This is a genomic window from Niveibacterium terrae (assembly GCF_048213115.1).
Classification (GTDB): domain Bacteria; phylum Pseudomonadota; class Gammaproteobacteria; order Burkholderiales; family Rhodocyclaceae; genus Niveibacterium; species Niveibacterium terrae.
Genome location: NZ_CP172404.1, coordinates 3,805,231 through 3,823,915 on the forward strand (window position 1 = coordinate 3,805,231; position 18,685 = coordinate 3,823,915).

An 18,685-nucleotide genomic window follows, 5' to 3' on the forward strand; every position below is an offset into this window, starting at 1 on the left:
CGGCACATCAAAGGAGACAGCTTCATGAACATCAACAGACGTTGTGCACTCGCCCTGGCTGGCGCGCTGGTTCTGGGGGGAGCCACAGGAGCACTGGCCGCTGACAAGAAGATCACGCTCGGTTTCGCCCAGGTCGGCGCCGAGAGCGAATGGCGCACGGCCAATACGCAGTCGATCAAGACTTCGGCCGCCAAGGCCGGCATCACGCTGAAGTTCTCGGACGCCCAGCAAAAGCAGGAAAACCAGATCAAGGCGATCCGCTCCTTCATCGCCCAAAAAGTCGATGTGATCGCGTTCTCGCCGGTCGTCGAGTCGGGCTGGGAGACGGTACTGAAGGAAGCCAAGGCCGCGAAGATCCCGGTGATCCTCACTGACCGGGCCGTCAGCGTCAAGGATGACTCGCTCTATGTGACCTTCATGGGTTCGGACTTCGTCGAGGAAGGGCGCCGCGCCGGTCACTGGCTGCTCGACAACTACAAGGCCCAGGGCAACGTCAACATCGTCGAACTCCAGGGCACGGTCGGTTCCGCTCCGGCCATCGACCGCAAGAAGGGCTTCGAGGAAGTCATCAAGGCCCAACCCCGCTTCAAGGTGATCCGCTCGCAGACCGGCGACTTCACCCGCGCCAAGGGCAAGGAAGTCATGGAAGCCTTCCTGAAGGCCGAGGGCAAGAAGATCAACGTGCTCTATGCGCACAATGACGACATGGCGATCGGTGCGATCCAGGCCATCGAGGAAGCCGGCATGAAGCCCGGAAAAGACATCACGATCATCTCGGTCGATGGCGTCAAGGGCGCGTTCGAAGCGATGATCGCCGGCAAGCTCAACGTGACAGTTGAATGCAATCCGCTGCTTGGCCCGCAACTGATGGACGCGGTCCGCGATGTCGTCGCCGGCAAGAGCCTGCCCAAGCGCATCGTGACCAAGGAATCGGTCTATCCGCAAAGCGTCGCGGCCAAGGAATTCCCGAACCGCAAGTACTGAGTCTCCTGCGGACACCCGTCCGCTTTTTCCGCCCCCGCCCCGGCCCGCCCGGTGCGCGGGGTGCGGCTCTGCATAGCGAGAACGAACATGACGGATTCCACCGCTGCGGTGCCGGTTCTGGAATTGCGCGGCATCGACAAGCGCTTTCCTGGAGTCAAGGCTCTCGACAAGGCGGGCCTGAGGCTTTTCCCCGGAGAAGTCCACGCCCTGATGGGGCAGAACGGAGCCGGGAAGTCGACGCTGATCAAGGCGCTGACCGGAGTCGACCCGGCCGATGCCGGCGAGATCCTCCTTGCCGGAAAACCCATCTCACCCACTTCGGTACAGCAAGCCCAGGATCTGGGCATCAGTACCGTCTATCAAGAAATCAACCTGTGCCCCAACCTGTCGGTCGCCGAGAACATCTTCATCGGTCGCTTCCCGCTGCGCCACGGCATGATCGACTGGAAGAAGCTCGAGCGAGATGCCTCAGAGGCTCTTGCGGCGCTGAACGTCGACATCGATGTGCGCCTGCCTCTGGCGAGCTACCCGGTCGCGATCCAGCAGATGGTCGCGATCGCCCGCGCGCTGGGCACCGACGCATCGATCCTGGTGCTCGACGAACCGACCTCCAGCCTCGACGAGGATGAAGTCGAGCGGCTCTTCACCGCGCTGCGCGGCCTGAAGGCCAAAGGCATCGCGATCCTCTTCGTTACCCACTTTCTCGACCAGACCTATGCGATCTCGGACCGGATCACCGTACTCAGGAACGGCGCGCTGGTCGGCGAATATCTGCCCGAAGATCTGCCCCGCCTCGCGCTGATCGAAAAGATGGTCGGCCGCGCGATCGACGAAAGCGCCTTCGCCCGCGCCGAAGGCGAGTCCGCGCTGGACGAGCCGACCGAGACTCTGCTCGCAACCCACGCTCTGGGCCGCCACGGCTCGGTCCAGCCTCTCGACCTGGAGATGAAACCGGGACGGGTTCTGGGCCTGGGCGGCCTGCTTGGCTCCGGGCGCACCGAGACCGCGAGGCTGTTGTTCGGCATCGACCGCGCCGACTCGGGCAATATCGAGACGGGCGGCAAGACGCGCCAGTTCCGCAGCCCCAGCGATGCGATCGCGGCCGGAATCGGCTTCTGTCCCGAGGACCGCAAGACCGAGGGCATCGTCGCCGAGCTGTCGATACGCGAGAACATCATCCTCGCGCTGCAGGCCAAGCGCGGCATCTTCCGCTTCCTGTCGCGCAAGAAGCAGACCGAGATCGCCAACCACTTCATCGCCCAGCTCGGGATCCGCACGCCGGACGCCGAAAAACCGATCGGTCAGCTCTCCGGCGGCAACCAGCAAAAGGCATTGCTGGCACGCTGGCTCGCCACCGAACCGAAGATGCTGATCCTCGATGAACCGACGCGCGGCATCGACGTCGCCGCGAAGCTGGAGATCATGGACCTCGTCAAGGCCCAGTGTCGCAAGGGTCTGGCCATCCTCTTCATCTCGTCCGAAATGGCCGAGGTGCTGCGCGTCTCCGACCGCATCGCCGTGCTGCGCGACCGCCGCAAGGTCGGCGAACTCAAGGGCGCCGGCACCAGCGAACAGGACGTGTTCCGGATGATCGCGGGAGCCGAATCATGAAAGCCATCACGATGAACACACAAGCGATACGCCTTCCGGCGCTGTCCCGTCACCGGCTGTTCTGGCCGGTGATGACCCTGCTGCTGATGCTCGCGGTCAACGCCTGGTTCAATCCGAACTTCTTCAGCATCACCGTGAAGTCCGGCCACCTATACGGCGCGCTGATCGACATCGTCAACCGCGCCTCCCCGTTGATGCTGATCGCGATCGGCATGACTCCGGTCATCGCGACGCGGGGCATCGACATCTCGGTCGGCGCGGTCGTCGCGATCTGCGGCGCGGTCGCCGCGACCCTGATCGGCGGAACGCTGATCATCGACCACGGCAACCCGGTCTATGTCTCAAACACGCCGATGGCGCTCGCGATCATCGCCGCGATCGGCGCGGGCATCGCCTGCGGCCTGTGGAACGGCGCTCTGGTCGCCGGCGCGGGCATGCAGCCTATCGTCGCAACGCTGATCCTGATGGTCGCCGGGCGCGGAGTCGCCCAGCTGATCACCGGCGGGCAGATCACGACGGTCTATTACGAGCCCTTCTTCGTGATCGGCAACGGCTTCCTGCTGGGCCTGCCGGTGGCGCTGTACATCGTCGCCGCGGTCGCGATCGCGATGCTGCTGATGGTGCACAAGACCGCGCTGGGCCTCTTCATCGAAGCGGTCGGCATCAACCCGATCGCGGCGCGCTTCGCGGGTCTGGGCGCCCGGCGGATCCTGATGATGGTCTATGCGTTCTGCGGCGCCTGCGCCGCGATCGCCGGGCTGATCGTCGCGTCCAACGTCAAGAGCGCCGACGGCAACAACGCCGGCCTCGCGATGGAGATGGACGCGATCCTCGCCGTGACGCTGGGCGGCACTTCGCTCGACGGAGGTCGTTTCAGCCTGGCCGGCAGTCTGATCGGCGCACTGATCATCCAGACGCTGACCTATGCGATCTACTCGCTGGGCGTGCCGCCCGAGATCAACATGGTCGTCAAGTCCATCGTCGTGATCGCGGTCTGCCTGATCCAGTCCGAGAGTTTCCGCCGCCGGCTCCTGTCCCTGTTCCGCAAAGAGGAGGCGCGCTGATGAACCGCGCTCACCGTTTCAACCCGGCTCTGCTGCCGCTCGCGATCACCAGCCTGCTCTTCGTGCTGATGTTCGGCTACGGCGCCGTCGCCTACACGGGCTTTCTGTCGTCCCAGGTCTTCCTGAACCTGCTGATCGACAATGCCTTCCTGATCATCATCGCGGTCGGAATGAGCCTGGTGATCCTGACCGGCGGCATCGACCTCTCGGTCGGCTCCACCCTCGCGCTGACGACGATGATCTCGGCCTCTCTGGTCGAGCATCACCACTGGAGCGCGTTCGCGGTGATCCCGCTGTGCCTCGCGATCGGCGCCGCTTTCGGCGCCTTGATGGGCTGCCTGATCCATTTCTTCAAACTCCAGCCCTTCATCGTCACCTTGGGCGGCATGTTCCTCGCGCGCGGCCTCTGCTATGTGATCAGCATCGACTCGATCTCGATCACCGATCCGACCTACACCGCGATCGCCCACTACAAGATTCCGCTGTGGGGCGAGAACTTCATCTCGATCAACGTCGTGATCGCGTTCGCGATGGTCGCGCTGGGCGTCTTCCTCGCCCAGTACACGCGCTTCGGCCGAACCGTCTATGCGATGGGCGGCAGCGAGCGTTCGGCGCTGCTGATGGGCCTGCCGGTCGGGCGAACCAAGATCCTCGTCTACACCTTCAGCGGTCTGTGCTCGGCGCTGGCCGGCGTCGTGATGACCTTCTACATGCTCTCCGGCTATGGCCTGCACGCCCAGGGCATGGAGCTCGACGCGATCGCGGCCGTCGTGATCGGCGGAACGCTGCTGACCGGGGGCGTCGGCTATGTCGCCGGCTCGCTGGTCGGCGTGCTGATCCTCGGCGTGATCCAGTCGCTGATCACTTTCGACGGCACACTGAGCTCGTGGTGGACACGGATCGCGGTCGGCGTGCTGCTCTGCGCCTTCTGTCTGCTGCAAAGGCTGCTGGAGCGAAGCGGCAAGCGCTCGCTGAGCGCCAGCCCGGCCTGAGCCGGGACCGGCTCTTTCGCCAGCCGGAGTCAGTCGCCCCCGCGAAAGCGGGGGCTTTTCGTTGACGCCGCCGAGGACGCCAGCCGGATCTGTCCGGACAAGATCCGCGTGATCGCCCCGTCCATCCGCGACGAGGCCCAAAATGCGGTCTATTAGCGCTGACGGCGTCTCAGCCGACGAAGTGGGCGCGCCGGGCGACGTCGGCGGGAAGCTGAAGTTTGAAGCGTTTGAGCTGGGTTCGGCTGAACAGGTATTCGCCCTGTGGAGCCGTGTAGGGGAAGATCGCGGACGGAGCGGTTCCGTGCTCGAGGATCTGCTCGATCAGCCGGGCTGCTGCTTCACCCTGATGAGTCGCATTCAAGACCAGGCCACCGATTGCCTTGTCGGCCCCGACCTGGAAATCCCAGAAACCGAACAGAGGCACGGGCGTGTTCGCCGAAGTCCAGCTGATCACCTGATTCTCATCGGTGACTTGTCCATCGCGGCCGAGCAAGGACTGATAGAGACCGGCGACGATCGCTCCGTAGCCTTCGCGCGCAGCACCTGATACGGCGAGCTGCCAGCGCTCGAACGAATCGACCATCTTCAGTTCGACCTGCACACCGCCGATCGAGTAGCTCGACTGTCCTGAGAAGGTTTCCTGGAAGATCACCCGCGACGCCTCGTTGCGGTCAAAGAGCACAAGGATCTTCCGAATGCCCGGCAGCATTTCTCGCACCAGAACCGTGTTGCGCTTCATCAGCGGACGCTCCAGCACGCCAGTGATGTTCTTGAACGGGCCGTAGGCGCGCGGGTTGTTGTTGATGCCCAGATAGACTCCGGGGATCCCCATCTTGTCCAGGTCTGGCCCCACCAGCCTCAGCGCCGCATCGTCGCCGAGCACGACAAGGGCCGGTTGCTGTTCGCGAATCTGCGCCAGCGCCTTGTTCGCCATCTCCCGGTGCCGAAATTCCGGGAGCCGTTTCGTGTCCAGCGCGGTGCCGGTGATCCGGTAACGATCGGCCAGCTTGAGCCTGAGCGCCTGCTTGTAGTCGTGATCCCAGACCATCCCCTCGTGGTAGCTCTCGACGATGAAGATCGTCCTCGGTCCCGCCCAGGCGCTGGCGGCGAAGGCCAGCAGCAAAGCCAGCGCCAGCTTTTGAGCGCAGAGTTTGATCCGTTCCAGAGTCTTGTCCATGAGCTTGTGTCGAGCCGACCGCGAACATCGAAACAAATTGGGAAATCCGAATAAACCACCAATCCCAATATGATTCATGCATTTTGCCAGCAGCTCATGGGCATTTTTCATGTCTGGAAAAAAAATGGCCCGCACAGCCGCTCGCCGAGCCGTCCCCTCTCCACCGCAACGGGGACAAGCCGCGACAACTCGACGGACTGCTTCTCTCTTGCTTGCGATGAGCACTATGCAAGGGATTAGACGGGACACCAGCACTACACTTTCCGCTCGAGCCCAGAGCCGCGCGCACAGCAACACGCCGGTTTGAATCACCAAAATCATCGAGGGTCAGGAGACACCGGGCATGAGCGCCGACCGCCGCATCCGATTCATCCGGCGCTTCTTCGCTCTGCCGGGCAGCGCGATCCTGATCGCGGCATGCGCCGCTCAGTCGGCTCATGCCGACGAGCGCTTCTTCACCTTCACGGGCCAGAACGACATCTTCTTTGGCAACGATGGCGGCGGCTACACCAATGGCGTGGTCTTCGGGATGCTGCGCGCCCCGTCCCCGGGCGAACCCAGCGTCGCTCCGCCCGTGCTGCTCGCCCGCCTTGCCAGCGCTCTCGGCACCGGGAAACCCGTGCTGGCTTCGAGCTCGCTGGCTCAGTTCATGGTGACGCCGCGCGACAAGTCACGCTCCGTTCCGGCCGCGGCGGACTCTCCGTACATCGGCGTACTGCAATTTCGTTCCGCTCAGGTCACGGTGCGCGAACAGACCGCCGACCTGATCGCGGTCGATCTGGGCGTCGTCGGTACAGCCTCGGGCGCCGCGCAGACGCAACGCTTCGTCCACCGTCTCTTCGGCTCCGAGGGTCCCCGGGGCTGGGGCAGCCAGGGACGCAACCGACTGCTCGCCGGACTCGAAGCTTATCGCGCCCGGCGTTTCCAATGGTCGGACACACCCACCGCGGAGGCAACGAGCGATTTCATACTGCTGGGCGGGGCAACGCTGGGCAATCTGGAATCCTCATTCGGCGGGACGGCGCTGATCCGCTATGGAAGAGATCTCGAACGCAGCTTCCCGACCGTGGTCAGAGTCCAGGGCCGCAGCTCGGATCCGTTCGTGATCGGTCGCGGCTGCTTCGCCTATGCCGGATACTCGGCGGACCGCTTCACCGGCATGCGCATCGGCGACGACACCCCCGCCGGGAACCCGGCCAATCTGCGCAAATCGGCCATGGTCGCGCTGGCCGGTATCGCCTTCGGCTGGGGCGAATCGTCGCTGACCTTGTCGCTGCAGAGCGCGAGTCCCTTCGTCGTCGGCAACAGCGAGCGCCAGTCCTTCGGATCGATCACCTTCACCACGCGGATCCCGTGAGCGCAGACACGCTCAGGCGTATGCGTACGGCCCACCCTTGGCGAGTCCTTTCTGATAAGCCGGGCGCGCATGGATGCGCTTCAGGAAGTCGGCGATATTCGGCAACCCCTGGGCGTGAGCAATGCGGCTCGACGCGGCTTCCAGCACGAAGCTCATCTGGATGTCGGCGGCGCTGAACGCATCCCCGGCAAACCATCCGGTCTTCGCCAGATGCTTTTCGATGTAGTCCAGATGGATGGCGAGTTGGGGATTCAAAAGTTTGCGCTGTACGCCTTTGGCGATCTGCGCAGCCAGCGGGCGCAGCAGCCACGGCATCGGAGGGTGCGCAAGGCGGCTGAAAACCAGCGTCATCACCAGCAGCGGCATCGCCGAGCCTTCGGCGTAATGCAGCCAGTAGGAGTAATCGCGCCGCGCCGCCGTGCCCGGCAAAGGGCGCAGGCTCTCGCCGCCGTGGGTCTCGACGATGTATTCGATGATCGCACCGGATTCGGCGACGGTGATGTCGCCATCGGTGATGACCGGGGATTTGCCCAGGGGATGAACCGCCTTGAGCTCGGGGGGCGCCAGAACGGTGCCCGGATCGCGCTGGTAGCGACGGATCTGGTAGGGCAACTGCAGCTCTTCGAGCAGCCAGATCACGCGTTGCGAGCGGGAATTGTTCAGGTGGTGCAGCGTGATCATGGTGCGCTTTCGGGTCAGGGTAACGGAGGAAACGAGGGCTTCTCTTCGGAAGCTCCTGGTAGAAACTGCTCGAGAGCGGAAGTTCCCCCACCCAGCTCCGGGTCGATCGCCGGCAGCAGGGAGATGGGTTTTCGACTAGCATGTTCGACCATCGAACAAAGTTCAAAGGTCAGCCGTGAACCGAGTCTTCCGCTGGGGCCTGATCGGGCCGGGACGCATCGCGCACAACTTCGCCAGGGGGCTCGCCGCCGTCGCGGACGCAAAGCTCTACGCCGTGGCCAGCCGGGACAAAGCGCGCGCACGCTCGTTTGCCGCGCAATATGGCGACGCCCGGTGCTCCGACAGCTATGAAGCGCTGATCGCGGATCCGGAGCTCGACGCGATCTATATCGCGACGCCGCACTCCCACCACTTCGATCTGGTCCGCGCCTGCCTCGACGCGGGCAAGTCGGTGCTCTGCGAGAAACCGCTGACGGTCAATGCCGCGCAGGCCGAAGTTCTGTTCGCGCTGGCGCGCGAGCGCCGGGTCTTCCTGATGGAAGCGCTGTGGACCCGCTTCCTGCCGATCTACGGCGAAGTCCGAAAATGGCTCGACGAGGGCCGCATCGGCGAGGTCCGGCTGCTCAGTTCGAGCTTCGGCTTCAAGGCGCCGAGGAATCCTCAGGACCGCCTGTTCAACCCGCAGCTCGCCGGCGGCGCGCTGCTCGACATCGGCATCTACAACCTGTCCGTGTCGCAGTGGGTGCTCCGGCGCAACCCGGAGCATTTCTCGGCGAGCGGCCATGTCGGCGCGACCGGCGTCGATGAACAGCTCGCTGCGACGCTCGACTACGGTGAGGGTCTGATGTCGCAGTTCCACTGCACGCTCCGCGCCGAAACCGCCAACGACTTCTGGATCTACGGTTCGGAGGGCCAGATCCGCATCCACCCGATGTTCTGGGGCGCGACGACGGCGACCTTGAGCAACGAGTCCGGAGAGCTGACGCTCGCGCGGCCGCATCGCGCGAGCGGCTTCGAATACCAGATCGAGGAAGCGCAGCGCTGCATCCGCGAAGGACGGCTGGAGAGTCCCGTCATCCCACATACCGACACCCTGGCGACGATGAGGCTGATGGACGCGCTGCGCGCGGCGATCGGTCAGCGCTACCCGTTCGAGGACTGAGCAAAGAAAAAGCCCGTTCCTCTCGCGAAGAACGGGCTCTGGCCAGCGGGCTGCTTCTTAGAACGGGATGTCGTCGTCGAAGTCGCCCATGCCCGAGGGGGCCTGGCTGGGCGCCGGGGCCGGAGCGGGACGTTGCTGTGGGCGCGGCGCCGGAGCACGCTGCTCCTGCGAATAGTCGTCGCCGCCGGAGTAGCCACGGCTGCCGCCTTCGGACGCGCCGTCGCGGGCGCCGCCGAGCATCTGCATCTGATCGGCGCGGATCTCGGTCGTGTACTGATCCCGGCCTTCCTTGTCCTGCCACTTGCGGGTCTGCAGCCGGCCCTCGACATAGACCGAGCGGCCCTTCTTCAGGTACTGGCCGGCGATCTCGGCGAGCTTGCCGAAGAACACGACGCGGTGCCATTCGGTCGCTTCGCGCTTCTCACCCGAGGTCTTGTCGCGCCAGGTGTCGGTCGTCGCAATCCGGATGTTGCAGATCGCGTCCCCGCTGGGCGCATAGCGGGTTTCGGGATCAGCTCCGAGGTTGCCGACGAGAATGACCTTGTTTACCGATGCCATCTTGATTTCCTTCGTTGTCGCGGCGGGCAAGGCTGCGCCCCGCGTTCCATTCACATTGGTTCGGGAGTATGCCATCGGCGGCCTCCGAGCACACCTCCCCTGACCCCGCCTCTGCGCAGGCAGCGGCTTTCGCTGCTGCGCAATCTCCATCGGAAATGGCTTCGAATCAGCGAGTTGCGTATATTAGCGGGTTCTCTCCCCCATGCTGCGACCCTTGGCCGCCCGCGCCGATGAAAGCCTTTCTCCTCTCCAGCCCCTGGATCGATTGGGAAAACCCCGCAGTCCTGGCCCAGGCCAGGCGTCTCGCGGAAGGCCTGCGCGGTGACGAGGCGATCGCGCGGCGCTGTTTCGAGTTCGTCCGCGACGAGATCGCCCACAGCTGGGACGTCCGCAGCGGCCCGGTCACCTGCCGCGCCTCCGCCGTGCTCGCCGAGCGGACCGGTTACTGTTACGCGAAGAGCCACCTGCTCGCGGCCCTGCTCCGTGCGAACGGCATCCCGGCCGGGCTCTGCTACCAGCGTCTGTCGCTCGAAGGAGAGGGCGCACCCTACTGCCTGCATGGTCTGAACGCGGTGCATCTGAAGGCGCACGGCTGGTTCCGGATCGACGCGCGCGGCAACAAGCCGGGGGTCGATGCGCGCTTCACGCCGCCCGTGGAACAACTCGCCTTCCCGATCATCGGAGCCGAAGAACGCGACTTCGACGAGATCTGGCCCGAACCGCTGCCCGTCATCGTCGAAGCGCTGAGCCGCGCGGACAGCATAGAAACGCTCTACCGGGATCTCCCCGACATCACCGTCCTGCCCATCGACAGGATCCGCTGCCCGGACGGGGCGGCAACAAGGAACTGAAGTGGCACAAGACATCAAGATCCGCGGTGCGCGCACGCACAACCTGAAGAACATCTCGCTGGACATTCCGCGCAACCAGCTGACCGTGATCACCGGCCTGTCCGGCTCGGGCAAGAGCTCGCTGGCCTTCGACACGCTGTACGCGGAAGGCCAGCGCCGCTACGTCGAATCGCTGTCGGCCTATGCGCGGCAGTTCCTGCAGCTGATGGAAAAACCCGACGTCGACCTGATCGAAGGCCTGTCGCCGGCGATCGCGATCGAACAGAAGGCGACCAGCCACAACCCGCGTTCGACGGTCGGCACCGTGACCGAGATCCACGACTATCTGCGCCTGCTCTTTGCGCGCGCCGGCACGCCGCACTGCCCTGAACACGGTCTGCCCCTCGAAGCGCAGAGCGTCGCGCAGATGGTCGACACGGTGCTGGCCCTGCCCGAAGAAACGAAGATCATGGTGCTCGCGCCGATCGTCACCGAGCGCAAGGGCGGTTTCGAGGATCTGGTGACCGAGCTGCGCGCCCAGGGTTTCGTGCGCCTGCGCATCGACGGCGTGCTGCACGAGATCGATGCGGTGCCAAAACTCGACAAGAACGCGAAGCACTCGATCGACGTCGTGATCGACCGCCTCAAGGTCAGACCCGACGCGCGCCAGCGCCTCGCCGAGAGCTTCGAAACCGCACTCGCCCACGCCGAGGGCCGCGCGCTCGCGGTCGAGATGGACAGCGGTAAGTCCCACCTGTTCTCGTCCCGCTTCGCCTGTCCGGTGTGCAGCTACGCGCTGCAGGAGCTCGAACCTCGCCTGTTCTCGTTCAACAATCCGGTCGGCGCCTGCCCCAGATGCGACGGCATCGGCACGATGGAGTTCTTCGACCCGACCCGGGTCGTCGCCTTCCCGCACCTGTCGCTCGCGTCGGGCGCGATCCGCGGCTGGGACAGGCGCAACCAGTTCTACTTCCAGATGCTGCAGTGCCTCGCGAGCCACTACGATTTCGATCTCGACACGCCTTTCGAGGAGCTGGCTGCCGAAGCCCGGGAAGTCGTGCTGCACGGCTCGGGAACGACGAAGATCGCGTTCAAGTATCTGTCCGAGAGCGGCCGCATGGTCAAGAAGGAGCACCCCTTCGAAGGCATCCTGCCGAATCTGGAGCGGCGCTTCCGCGAAACCGATTCGCTCGCAGTCCGCGAGGAACTCGCCAAGTACCGCAGTCACCAGCCCTGTCCGGCCTGCGGCGGCACGCGCTTGCGCGAAGAAGCGCGCCATGTGCTGATCGGTGAGCGCACTCTGCCCGAGATCGGCCACCTGCCTCTGGCCGACTGCAAACATTTCTTCGACACGCTGCAGATGGACGGCCACCGTGCGCTGATCGCCGAGAAGATCGTCCACGAGATCTCGGCCCGCGTGCAGTTCCTGATCGATGTGGGCCTCTCCTACCTGAGCCTGGACCGCAGCGCGGACACGCTCTCCGGCGGCGAAGCGCAGCGGATCCGGCTCGCGAGCCAGATCGGCTCGGGCCTGACCGGGGTCATGTATGTGCTCGACGAACCGTCGATCGGCCTGCACCAGCGCGATAACGATCGCCTGCTCGGCACTCTGGCGCGGCTGCGCGACCTGGGCAACACCGTGATCGTCGTCGAGCACGACGAGGACGCGATCCGCGCCGCCGACTGCGTCATCGACATGGGACCGGGCGCCGGCGAGCACGGCGGCGAGGTGATCGCGCTGGGCAAACCCGCCGAGATCGAAGCGCACCCCGACTCGCTGACCGGAGCCTTCCTCTCCGGCCGCCGAAAGATCGCGCTGCCCGGAGAGCGCCGCGCCCCCGATCCCGAGCGCCATCTGGTGCTCAGGGGCGCCCGCGGCAACAACCTGAAGGATGTGACGCTGGAACTGCCGGTCGGCCTCTTGACCTGCATCACCGGAGTCTCCGGTTCGGGCAAGAGCACGCTGATCAACGACACGCTGTATACGATCGCCGCCAAGCACCTCTACGGCGCGTCGGCCGAACCGGCGCCCTATCAGGAGATCGAGGGGCTGGAGTTCTTCGACAAGGTCATCAGCGTCGACCAGGCGCCGATCGGCCGCACGCCGCGCTCGAACCCGGCCACCTATACGGGTCTGATGACGCCGATCCGCGAGCTCTACGCCGGCGTGCCCGAAGCGCGCGAACGCGGCTACGGTCCGGGCCGCTTCTCGTTCAACGTCAAGGGCGGCCGCTGCGAGGCCTGCCAGGGCGACGGGATGATCAAGGTCGAGATGCACTTCCTGCCCGACGTCTTCGTCCCCTGCGACGTCTGCCACGGCAAGCGCTACAACCGCGAGACGCTCGAAGTCCGCTACCGCGGCAAGACGATCTCCGAAGTGCTGGAGATGACCGTCGAGGAGGCTCACCGCTTCTTCGAGGCGGTGCCAGCCCTCGCCCGCAAGCTGCAGACCCTGCTCGACGTGGGCCTGGGCTACATCCGGCTGGGCCAGAGCGCGACGACGCTGTCGGGCGGCGAGGCGCAACGCGTCAAGCTCGCGCTTGAGCTCTCCAAACGCGACACCGGCCGGACGCTGTACATCCTCGACGAACCGACGACCGGCCTGCACTTCGTCGACATCGAGATGCTGCTGCGCGTGCTCGCCCACCTGCGCGATCAGGGCAACACGATCATCGTGATCGAACACAACCTCGACGTGATCAAGACCGCCGACTGGCTGATCGACATGGGCCCCGAAGGCGGTGCGGGCGGTGGCCAGATCCTCGTCGCCGGCACGCCGGAGACCGTCGCCGCCCACTCGCAGAGCCATACGGGTCGCTATCTGAAGAGGATGCTGGGCTGAACAGGTCACGGGCGACAGGGCTCAAATCGAAAGAGGCCTCATCTCCAGGCTTTCTTCGCTGATTCCTTCCGGCCAGAAATCCTCACCATATCCGGAGCCTTTCGCCGGGGGCCTTGTACATCCTGTCGCCAGGCCGGGTTGAAAAGGCCTGATGGAAAGCGTCGCAATTGGCGGCCGCTCCGTTCACGCGAAACTCATTGGGCGAGTGGGGGTCCGTGGCGAGGTTCTGAAGCATCAGAGACTCCCTCTCCTTGTCCCGCCAGAGCTGGGCCCAACTGAAGAAGAAACGCTGCTCCCCGCTCAATCCATCGATGACCGATGAAGGCTTCCCTTCCAGGGAGAGTTGGTAAGCCTTGAACGCAACTTGCAGCCCGGAAATGTCGGCAAGGTTCTCTCCCAAGGTCAGTCTGCCGTCGATATGCCGCCCCGGTATCGGCTCATAGGCGTTGTACTGGGTCACGACCCTAGCCCCTATCGCATCGAAAGCCTTGCGGTCCTGCCGGGTCCACCAGTCGTGCAGACGCCCCCTCCCGTCATAGCGACTTCCCTGGTCGTCAAAGCCGTGGCTGATCTCGTGGCCGATCAGGGCGCCAATTGCGCCGTAGTTTGCGGCATCGTCCGCCCCGGCATCGAAGAACGGGGGCTGGAGGACAGCCGCCGGAAAGACGATCTCGTTCAACATCGGGTTGTAGTAGGCATCGATGGTCTGCGGCAGCATCGACCACTCCTGGCGATCCACCTTGTCGTCGATTCTCTTCACGCTTTCGTCGAAGGCAAAGCGCTTGGCGCGCAAGAGATTGCCGACAGCGTCTGCATTTTTGACGGTCAAACTGGAATAATCGCGCCAACGATCCGGGTAACCGATCTTGATCTGATAGTTGGCCAGCTTCTGTTGCGCCCTTTCCCGAGTTCCCGCCGACATCCAGGTCAGGCCATCGATCGATTGGCTGAAGGCCTTGAACAGCTTGTCGACCAGAGCACGAGCGCGCAACTTCTGCTCGGACGAGAAGTGCCGCTCCACATAAAGCTGTCCGACCGCTTCACCCATCTGCCGGTTGAGCGCGCCTATCGCCAACCGCCAGCGCGGCCGCTCCTGCTCCGCTCCGTTCAGCGCCCGGCCGTGAAACGCGAACGAGGCATCCCGGAAAGCCCGGGGCAAGACGGTCGCCGTGGCATCGAGCAGATGCACGGTCAAATAGCGCTTCCATACCGTCAGTGGCACCTGCGCGAGCAGCCGCGCTGTTGCGGCAACCTGGTCGGGCTGTCCGAGGATGATTTTTTGGGGGGCCGGCAAACCCGCACCACGCCAAAACAGCTCCCAGTCCATGCCTGGCGCCAGTCTTCGCAATGCAGACAGCGTCACCGGATGGTAAGTCTTGAGCAGATCGCGACACTTGGCCTGGCTCCAGTGACTGCGGGCTATGCTCTCTTCGAGCTCATAGACCTGCCGCGCGCTCTGAACGGGATCATCATCGCCCGCCAGCCGGAACAAGGTCTCCAGGTACTGACGGTAGGCTTCACGGGCCTGGGCCATCCGGGCATCGCTGCGATCCAGATAGAAGTCCCGGTCGGGCAGGCCCAAGCCTCCCTGCCAGATTGTCACCGAATAGTGCTCGGGGTCTTTCTGGTCCGGCCCCAGGTTGAGGGTCACGGGAGTCTCAAGTACCCCTTGAAGTCGCCCCAGCTGCGCGGCCAGTTCGTGCCTGTCCGCGATATCTGCGATCTCCTTGAGCCTAGGCTGCAGCGGGCTCAGCCCGGCAGCATCGATCGCCGCAGTGTCGAGATAGCTTGCATAGAAGTTCGCCACCTTTTCTGCGATCGTTCCCGGCTGCGGATGTTTGAGCTGCAGTTCCTGAACGATCTCGCGCAGGTGCTGATCGGATTGGTCGCGCAGCACCGCATGTATGCCATACCAGGACCGGTCGGCGGGGATTTCTGTATGGGCCAGCCAGGCACCGTTTCCGGCACGGAACAAGTCGTCCTGGGGACGTACGGCGGCATCGCTGCCGCCCATATCCAGACCGAAAGAGCTTGCTTGGGCAAGACCAGAGCCTGCCAGCAAAATCAGCAAGGCCAAGAATCTGAAACTCCTCGATTTTCTCATCGCTCTGTCGGCAAAACGTCGGAGGAACCAATTTAATGGAGAGGCATTAGGTGTCGATGCCAGGACCGTAGCCTGGAGTATCAAGCAACTGTCGCGACAAGATTTGATACCGAGCTGCAAAGAATCACCCCGATCGCGCAGGTGAGCGCTCAAGGTCACCCCCCCGTCCTGTCAGGCTCTTGACTTCGAGTGCACTCGAATTTTCAGGATGACAGCCATGACCAACAAGGACCTCACCATCGGTGAGCTCTCGCGCCAGACCGGACTCACTCCGCACACGCTGCGTTTCTAGGAAACGGCCGGCCTGCTGCGGCCCATCGTCCGCTCAGCGAGTGGCCACCGCCGCTACCGACCCCAGGATGTGCTCTGGCTGGAGTTCGTGCTGCGCCTGAAGACGGCCGTCATGCCGCTGGCCGACATCGCGCCGGACTTCGCCCGCAACCTGATCGAGTTCCCGTTCGGCGACATCTATTCGCGTCCGCAGCTGGATCTGAAGTCGCGCGAGATCGCGGTCGTCGCCGCGCTGACCGCGATGGGCAATGCCCAGCCGCAGCTGAAAGTCCATATCCACGGGGCGCTGAACGTCGGCTGCAGCCGCGACGAAGTCGTCGAGACGATCATCCAGATGGCCGTCTATGCCGGCTTCCCGGCCGCGCTGAACGGCCTCGCCGCGGCGAAGGAAGTATTCGCCGAGCGCGCCGACTAAGGAAGGAGGGGCGAAGCGCTTCGCCCCTTCCCGTCATTCGCCGAGGTAGGCCGCGCGGACTTTCGGATCCTTGAGCAGATCTTCACCGGAGCCGGACAGGCTGATCTTGCCGCTCTCCATCACATAGGCGCGGCTGCTGAAGCCCAGGGCGAGGTTCGCGTTCTGCTCGACCAGCAGGATAGTGACACCCTGCTTCTGCACGGTCTGGATCACCTCGAAGATCTTCTCGACGATCAAGGGCGCCAGGCCCATCGAAGGCTCGTCGAGCAACAGAAGCTTGGGCCGGGAGAGCAGAGCACGGCCGATCGCGACCATCTGCTGCTCGCCGCCGGACAGCGTGCCAGCGACCTGGGCGAGCCTCTCCTTGACCCGGGGCAGCATCCGGTAGACGTTGTCGAGGTCGGCTTCGATTCCTTCCTGATCGTTGCGCGTATAGGCGCCCATCCTCAGGTTCTCTTCGACGGTCAGCCGGGTGAAGATGCCGCGCCCTTCCGGAACCAGCGCGATGCCGGCGCGCAATCTCTTGTGCGTCGGCAGGCTGACGATCGATTCCCCGCGATAGATCAACTCTCCGCCCGAGGAATTCAGGGTTCCCGCGATCGCATTCAGCGTCGTCGTCTTGCCGGCACCGTTCGCTCCGATCAGCGAGACGAGCTCTCCCTCGAACAGTTCCAGATCGATTCCCTTGACGGCCTGGATCTGGCCGTAGGCGATCTGCAGATCGCGCAGCTGCAGCAGCGGAGAAGCGGGGCTAGTGTGCATGACCGCCTCCGAGATAGGCTTCGATGACGGCCTTGTTCTTCTGGACCTCGGCGGGCGCCGCTTCGGCGATTTTCTTGCCGAAGTCGAGCACGGCGATCCGGTCGCACAGCCCCATCACCAGTTTCACATCGTGTTCGATCAGCAGCACGGTCACTCCGTCCTTGCGAATGGTTTCGATCAACTCGCGCAGCTGGACCGTCTCGGTCGCATTCATGCCGGCCGCCGGCTCGTCGAGCGCGAGCAGGCGCGGTTCGGTCGCCAGCGCGCGGGCGATCTCGAGGCGGCGCTGATCGCCATAGGACAGGTTGCGCGACAAGGTGTCGGCGTGGCGCGCGATGCCGACATATTTGAGCAGGTCGTAGGCGCGCTGCGTGCTGAGGCGCTCCTCCTCGCGCGAGTGCCGGGTCTGCAGCAGCACCCCGAGCAGGCCCGTCTTGGTTCGGATGAAGTGGCCGGCCATCACGTTCTCAAGCGCGGTCATCTCGCGGAACAGCCGGATGTTCTGGAAGGTCCGCGCGATGCCGCGGCCGACGATGCGGTCGGGTTTGCCCAAGGGCAGTTCGCTGCCGTTGAACACGAACTCCCCCTGCTCGGGGACATAGGCGCCGGTCAGCACGTTGAACAGCGTCGTCTTGCCGGCGCCGTTCGGACCGATCAGGCCATAGACCTCGCCCTTGTTGATCGTCAGCGAGATGTCGGAGAGGGCTTGCAGACCGCCGAAGCGCTTGCAGATCCCCCGGGCTTCGAGCAGCGTGATCATGCTCCCTCCTCGCGCTTCAGATCATCGGTGCGCGAATAGCGCGACTGGGCGGGCACGAGGCCGGCCGGTTTCAGAATCATCATCAGGATCATCGCCAGCGAGAGGAGCAGCATCCGCAGCACTTCGGGGTCGAGGAAGACCCGACCGAACAGCGCTTCCTGGATCGGCAGCGCGATCTGGCGCAGCACTTCGGGCAGCAGCGAGAGCACGACCGCGCCGACGATGACGCCGGCCAGGCTGCCCATGCCGCCGAACACGATCATCGTCAGGATCGCCGTCGACTCCATCAGCGTGAAGCTCTCCGGACTGACGAAGCCCTGGAAGGAGCCGAACAGCCCTCCCGAGACGCCGCCGAAGGTCGCCCCCATCGCGAACGCGAGCAGCTTCAGGTTGCGCGTGTTCACGCCGATCGCCTTCGCGGCGAGCTCGTCGTCGCGAATCGCCGCCCAGGCCCGGCCGATCCGCGAAACCTGCAGCCGTTTGACGAGCAGGATCGCGAACGCGACGGCCGCAAGGAAAACGTAGTAGTAGAGGAAGAGCGAGGAGACCTGGAAGCTCTCGCCCAGCGGCAGGCCCTTGTTCAGCTCGAAACCGAACAGCGACAGTCCGTCGAGCTGATCGATGCCCTGAGGGCCGTTCGTGATGTTGACCGGGTGGGTCAGGTTGTTCATGAAGATCCGGACGATCTCGCCGAAGCCCAGGGTCACGATCGCGAGGTAATCGCCGCGCAGCCTCAGCGTCGGGAAGCCGAGGATGATGCCGGCGCAGGCGGCGAAAGCAGCGCCCAGGGGCAGGACGAGCCAGAAAGGCAGGTGGTAGCCGAACTGGGGCGAGGCGAGGAAGGCCCAGGTATAGGCGCCGACCGCGTAGAACGCGATGTAGCCCATGTCGAGCAGGCCGGCGAAGCCGACGACGAGGTTCAGCCCGATCGCAAGCAGGATGTAGAGCAGCGCGAAGTCGAGGATGCGCACCCAGGTGTTGCCGCACAGCGCGGCGAGGACCGGCACGATCAGCGCAAACGCGATCAGCGTAGCGGAGGCGGAGCGCGGGTAGCGGCTGCCGAGGAAGGGGATAGCTTGAGAGATGTTGTTCATG

Annotated in this window: 16 protein-coding genes; 9 read left to right on the top strand and 7 right to left on the bottom strand. The window is 64.4% G+C overall.

Annotated features, from left to right (window positions below; all coding sequences use genetic code 11):
- Positions 1–24 precede the first annotated feature (24 nt).
- The 4 genes from ACHFB9_RS17445 (at position 25) to yjfF (ending at position 4,651) form a co-directional block, all read left to right on the top strand.
- On the top strand, positions 25–984 hold the full coding sequence (locus ACHFB9_RS17445) for an ABC transporter substrate-binding protein (protein WP_417068786.1): 960 nt from the start codon (positions 25–27) through the stop codon (positions 982–984).
- An 87-nt stretch (positions 985–1,071) separates the two neighbouring features.
- Entirely contained in the window at positions 1,072–2,595 is a 1,524-nt protein-coding gene (locus ACHFB9_RS17450) for a sugar ABC transporter ATP-binding protein (protein ID WP_417068787.1), read from the top strand.
- On the top strand, positions 2,592–3,659 hold the full coding sequence (locus ACHFB9_RS17455; RefSeq protein WP_417068788.1) for an ABC transporter permease: 1,068 nt from the start codon (positions 2,592–2,594) through the stop codon (positions 3,657–3,659). Before ACHFB9_RS17450 ends, ACHFB9_RS17455 begins: the two co-directional genes overlap by 4 nt.
- Positions 3,659–4,651 carry a galactofuranose ABC transporter, permease protein YjfF gene (gene yjfF, locus ACHFB9_RS17460; protein ID WP_417068789.1) on the top strand — a complete coding sequence of 331 codons (993 nt, stop codon included), beginning with the start codon at positions 3,659–3,661 and terminating at the stop codon, positions 4,649–4,651. Before ACHFB9_RS17455 ends, yjfF begins: the two co-directional genes overlap by 1 nt.
- A 169-nt stretch (positions 4,652–4,820) precedes the next feature.
- On the opposite strand, the gene ACHFB9_RS17465 is transcribed toward yjfF, so the two are convergent.
- Positions 4,821–5,828 (bottom strand): ABC transporter substrate-binding protein, encoded by a 1,008-nt coding sequence (locus tag ACHFB9_RS17465; protein WP_417068790.1) that lies wholly within the window; start codon positions 5,826–5,828, stop codon positions 4,821–4,823.
- Between the two features lie 343 nt (positions 5,829–6,171).
- Between ACHFB9_RS17465 and ACHFB9_RS17470 the strand changes: the two genes are divergently transcribed.
- On the top strand, positions 6,172–7,185 hold the full coding sequence (locus tag ACHFB9_RS17470) for a lipid A deacylase LpxR family protein (RefSeq protein ID WP_417068791.1): 1,014 nt from the start codon (positions 6,172–6,174) through the stop codon (positions 7,183–7,185).
- Between the two features lie 12 nt (positions 7,186–7,197).
- Here the strand turns inward: ACHFB9_RS17470 and ACHFB9_RS17475 are convergent, their stop codons facing one another.
- The gene (locus tag ACHFB9_RS17475) at positions 7,198–7,866 is read right to left on the bottom strand and encodes a glutathione S-transferase family protein (RefSeq protein WP_417068792.1); all 669 of its coding nucleotides are present in this window, start codon (positions 7,864–7,866) and stop codon (positions 7,198–7,200) included.
- A gap of 175 nt (positions 7,867–8,041) precedes the next feature.
- Between ACHFB9_RS17475 and ACHFB9_RS17480 the strand changes: the two genes are divergently transcribed.
- Complete coding sequence (locus ACHFB9_RS17480; RefSeq protein ID WP_417068793.1) at positions 8,042–9,028, top strand: Gfo/Idh/MocA family protein; 987 nt, start codon at positions 8,042–8,044, stop codon at positions 9,026–9,028.
- Between the two features lie 57 nt (positions 9,029–9,085).
- Here the strand turns inward: ACHFB9_RS17480 and ssb are convergent, their stop codons facing one another.
- On the bottom strand, positions 9,086–9,586 hold the full coding sequence (gene ssb / locus ACHFB9_RS17485) for a single-stranded DNA-binding protein (protein ID WP_417068794.1): 501 nt from the start codon (positions 9,584–9,586) through the stop codon (positions 9,086–9,088).
- Between the two features lie 230 nt (positions 9,587–9,816).
- On the opposite strand from ssb, the gene ACHFB9_RS17490 reads away from it, so the two are divergent.
- Both ACHFB9_RS17490 and uvrA read left to right on the top strand, forming a co-directional pair.
- Positions 9,817–10,437, top strand: a complete 621-nt coding sequence (locus ACHFB9_RS17490) for a transglutaminase-like domain-containing protein (RefSeq protein ID WP_417068795.1) — start codon at positions 9,817–9,819, stop codon at positions 10,435–10,437.
- Position 10,438: 1 nt separating this feature from the next.
- The gene (gene uvrA / locus ACHFB9_RS17495; protein WP_417068796.1) at positions 10,439–13,258 is read left to right on the top strand and encodes an excinuclease ABC subunit UvrA; all 2,820 of its coding nucleotides are present in this window, start codon (positions 10,439–10,441) and stop codon (positions 13,256–13,258) included.
- An 82-nt stretch (positions 13,259–13,340) separates the two neighbouring features.
- On the opposite strand, the gene ACHFB9_RS17500 is transcribed toward uvrA, so the two are convergent.
- Positions 13,341–15,515, bottom strand: a complete 2,175-nt coding sequence (locus tag ACHFB9_RS17500; RefSeq protein ID WP_417068797.1) for a M13 family metallopeptidase — start codon at positions 15,513–15,515, stop codon at positions 13,341–13,343.
- Positions 15,516–15,666: 151 nt separating this feature from the next.
- Here ACHFB9_RS17500 and ACHFB9_RS17505 point away from each other — a divergent pair, with 151 nt between their 5' ends.
- Positions 15,667–16,068 (top strand): carboxymuconolactone decarboxylase family protein, encoded by a 402-nt coding sequence (locus ACHFB9_RS17505; RefSeq protein ID WP_417071423.1) that lies wholly within the window; start codon positions 15,667–15,669, stop codon positions 16,066–16,068.
- A 33-nt stretch (positions 16,069–16,101) separates the two neighbouring features.
- On the opposite strand, the gene ACHFB9_RS17510 is transcribed toward ACHFB9_RS17505, so the two are convergent.
- From ACHFB9_RS17510 to ACHFB9_RS17520, 3 genes are read right to left on the bottom strand one after another with little or no spacing between them, the layout of a single operon-like run.
- Positions 16,102–16,830 (bottom strand): ABC transporter ATP-binding protein, encoded by a 729-nt coding sequence (locus ACHFB9_RS17510; protein ID WP_417068798.1) that lies wholly within the window; start codon positions 16,828–16,830, stop codon positions 16,102–16,104.
- Positions 16,820–17,590 (bottom strand): ABC transporter ATP-binding protein, encoded by a 771-nt coding sequence (locus ACHFB9_RS17515; protein ID WP_417068799.1) that lies wholly within the window; start codon positions 17,588–17,590, stop codon positions 16,820–16,822. The genes ACHFB9_RS17510 and ACHFB9_RS17515 overlap by 11 nt, the downstream gene beginning before the upstream one ends.
- The gene (locus ACHFB9_RS17520) at positions 17,587–18,684 is read right to left on the bottom strand and encodes an ABC transporter permease subunit (RefSeq protein ID WP_417068800.1); all 1,098 of its coding nucleotides are present in this window, start codon (positions 18,682–18,684) and stop codon (positions 17,587–17,589) included. Before ACHFB9_RS17520 ends, ACHFB9_RS17515 begins: the two co-directional genes overlap by 4 nt.
- Position 18,685 lies beyond the last annotated feature (1 nt).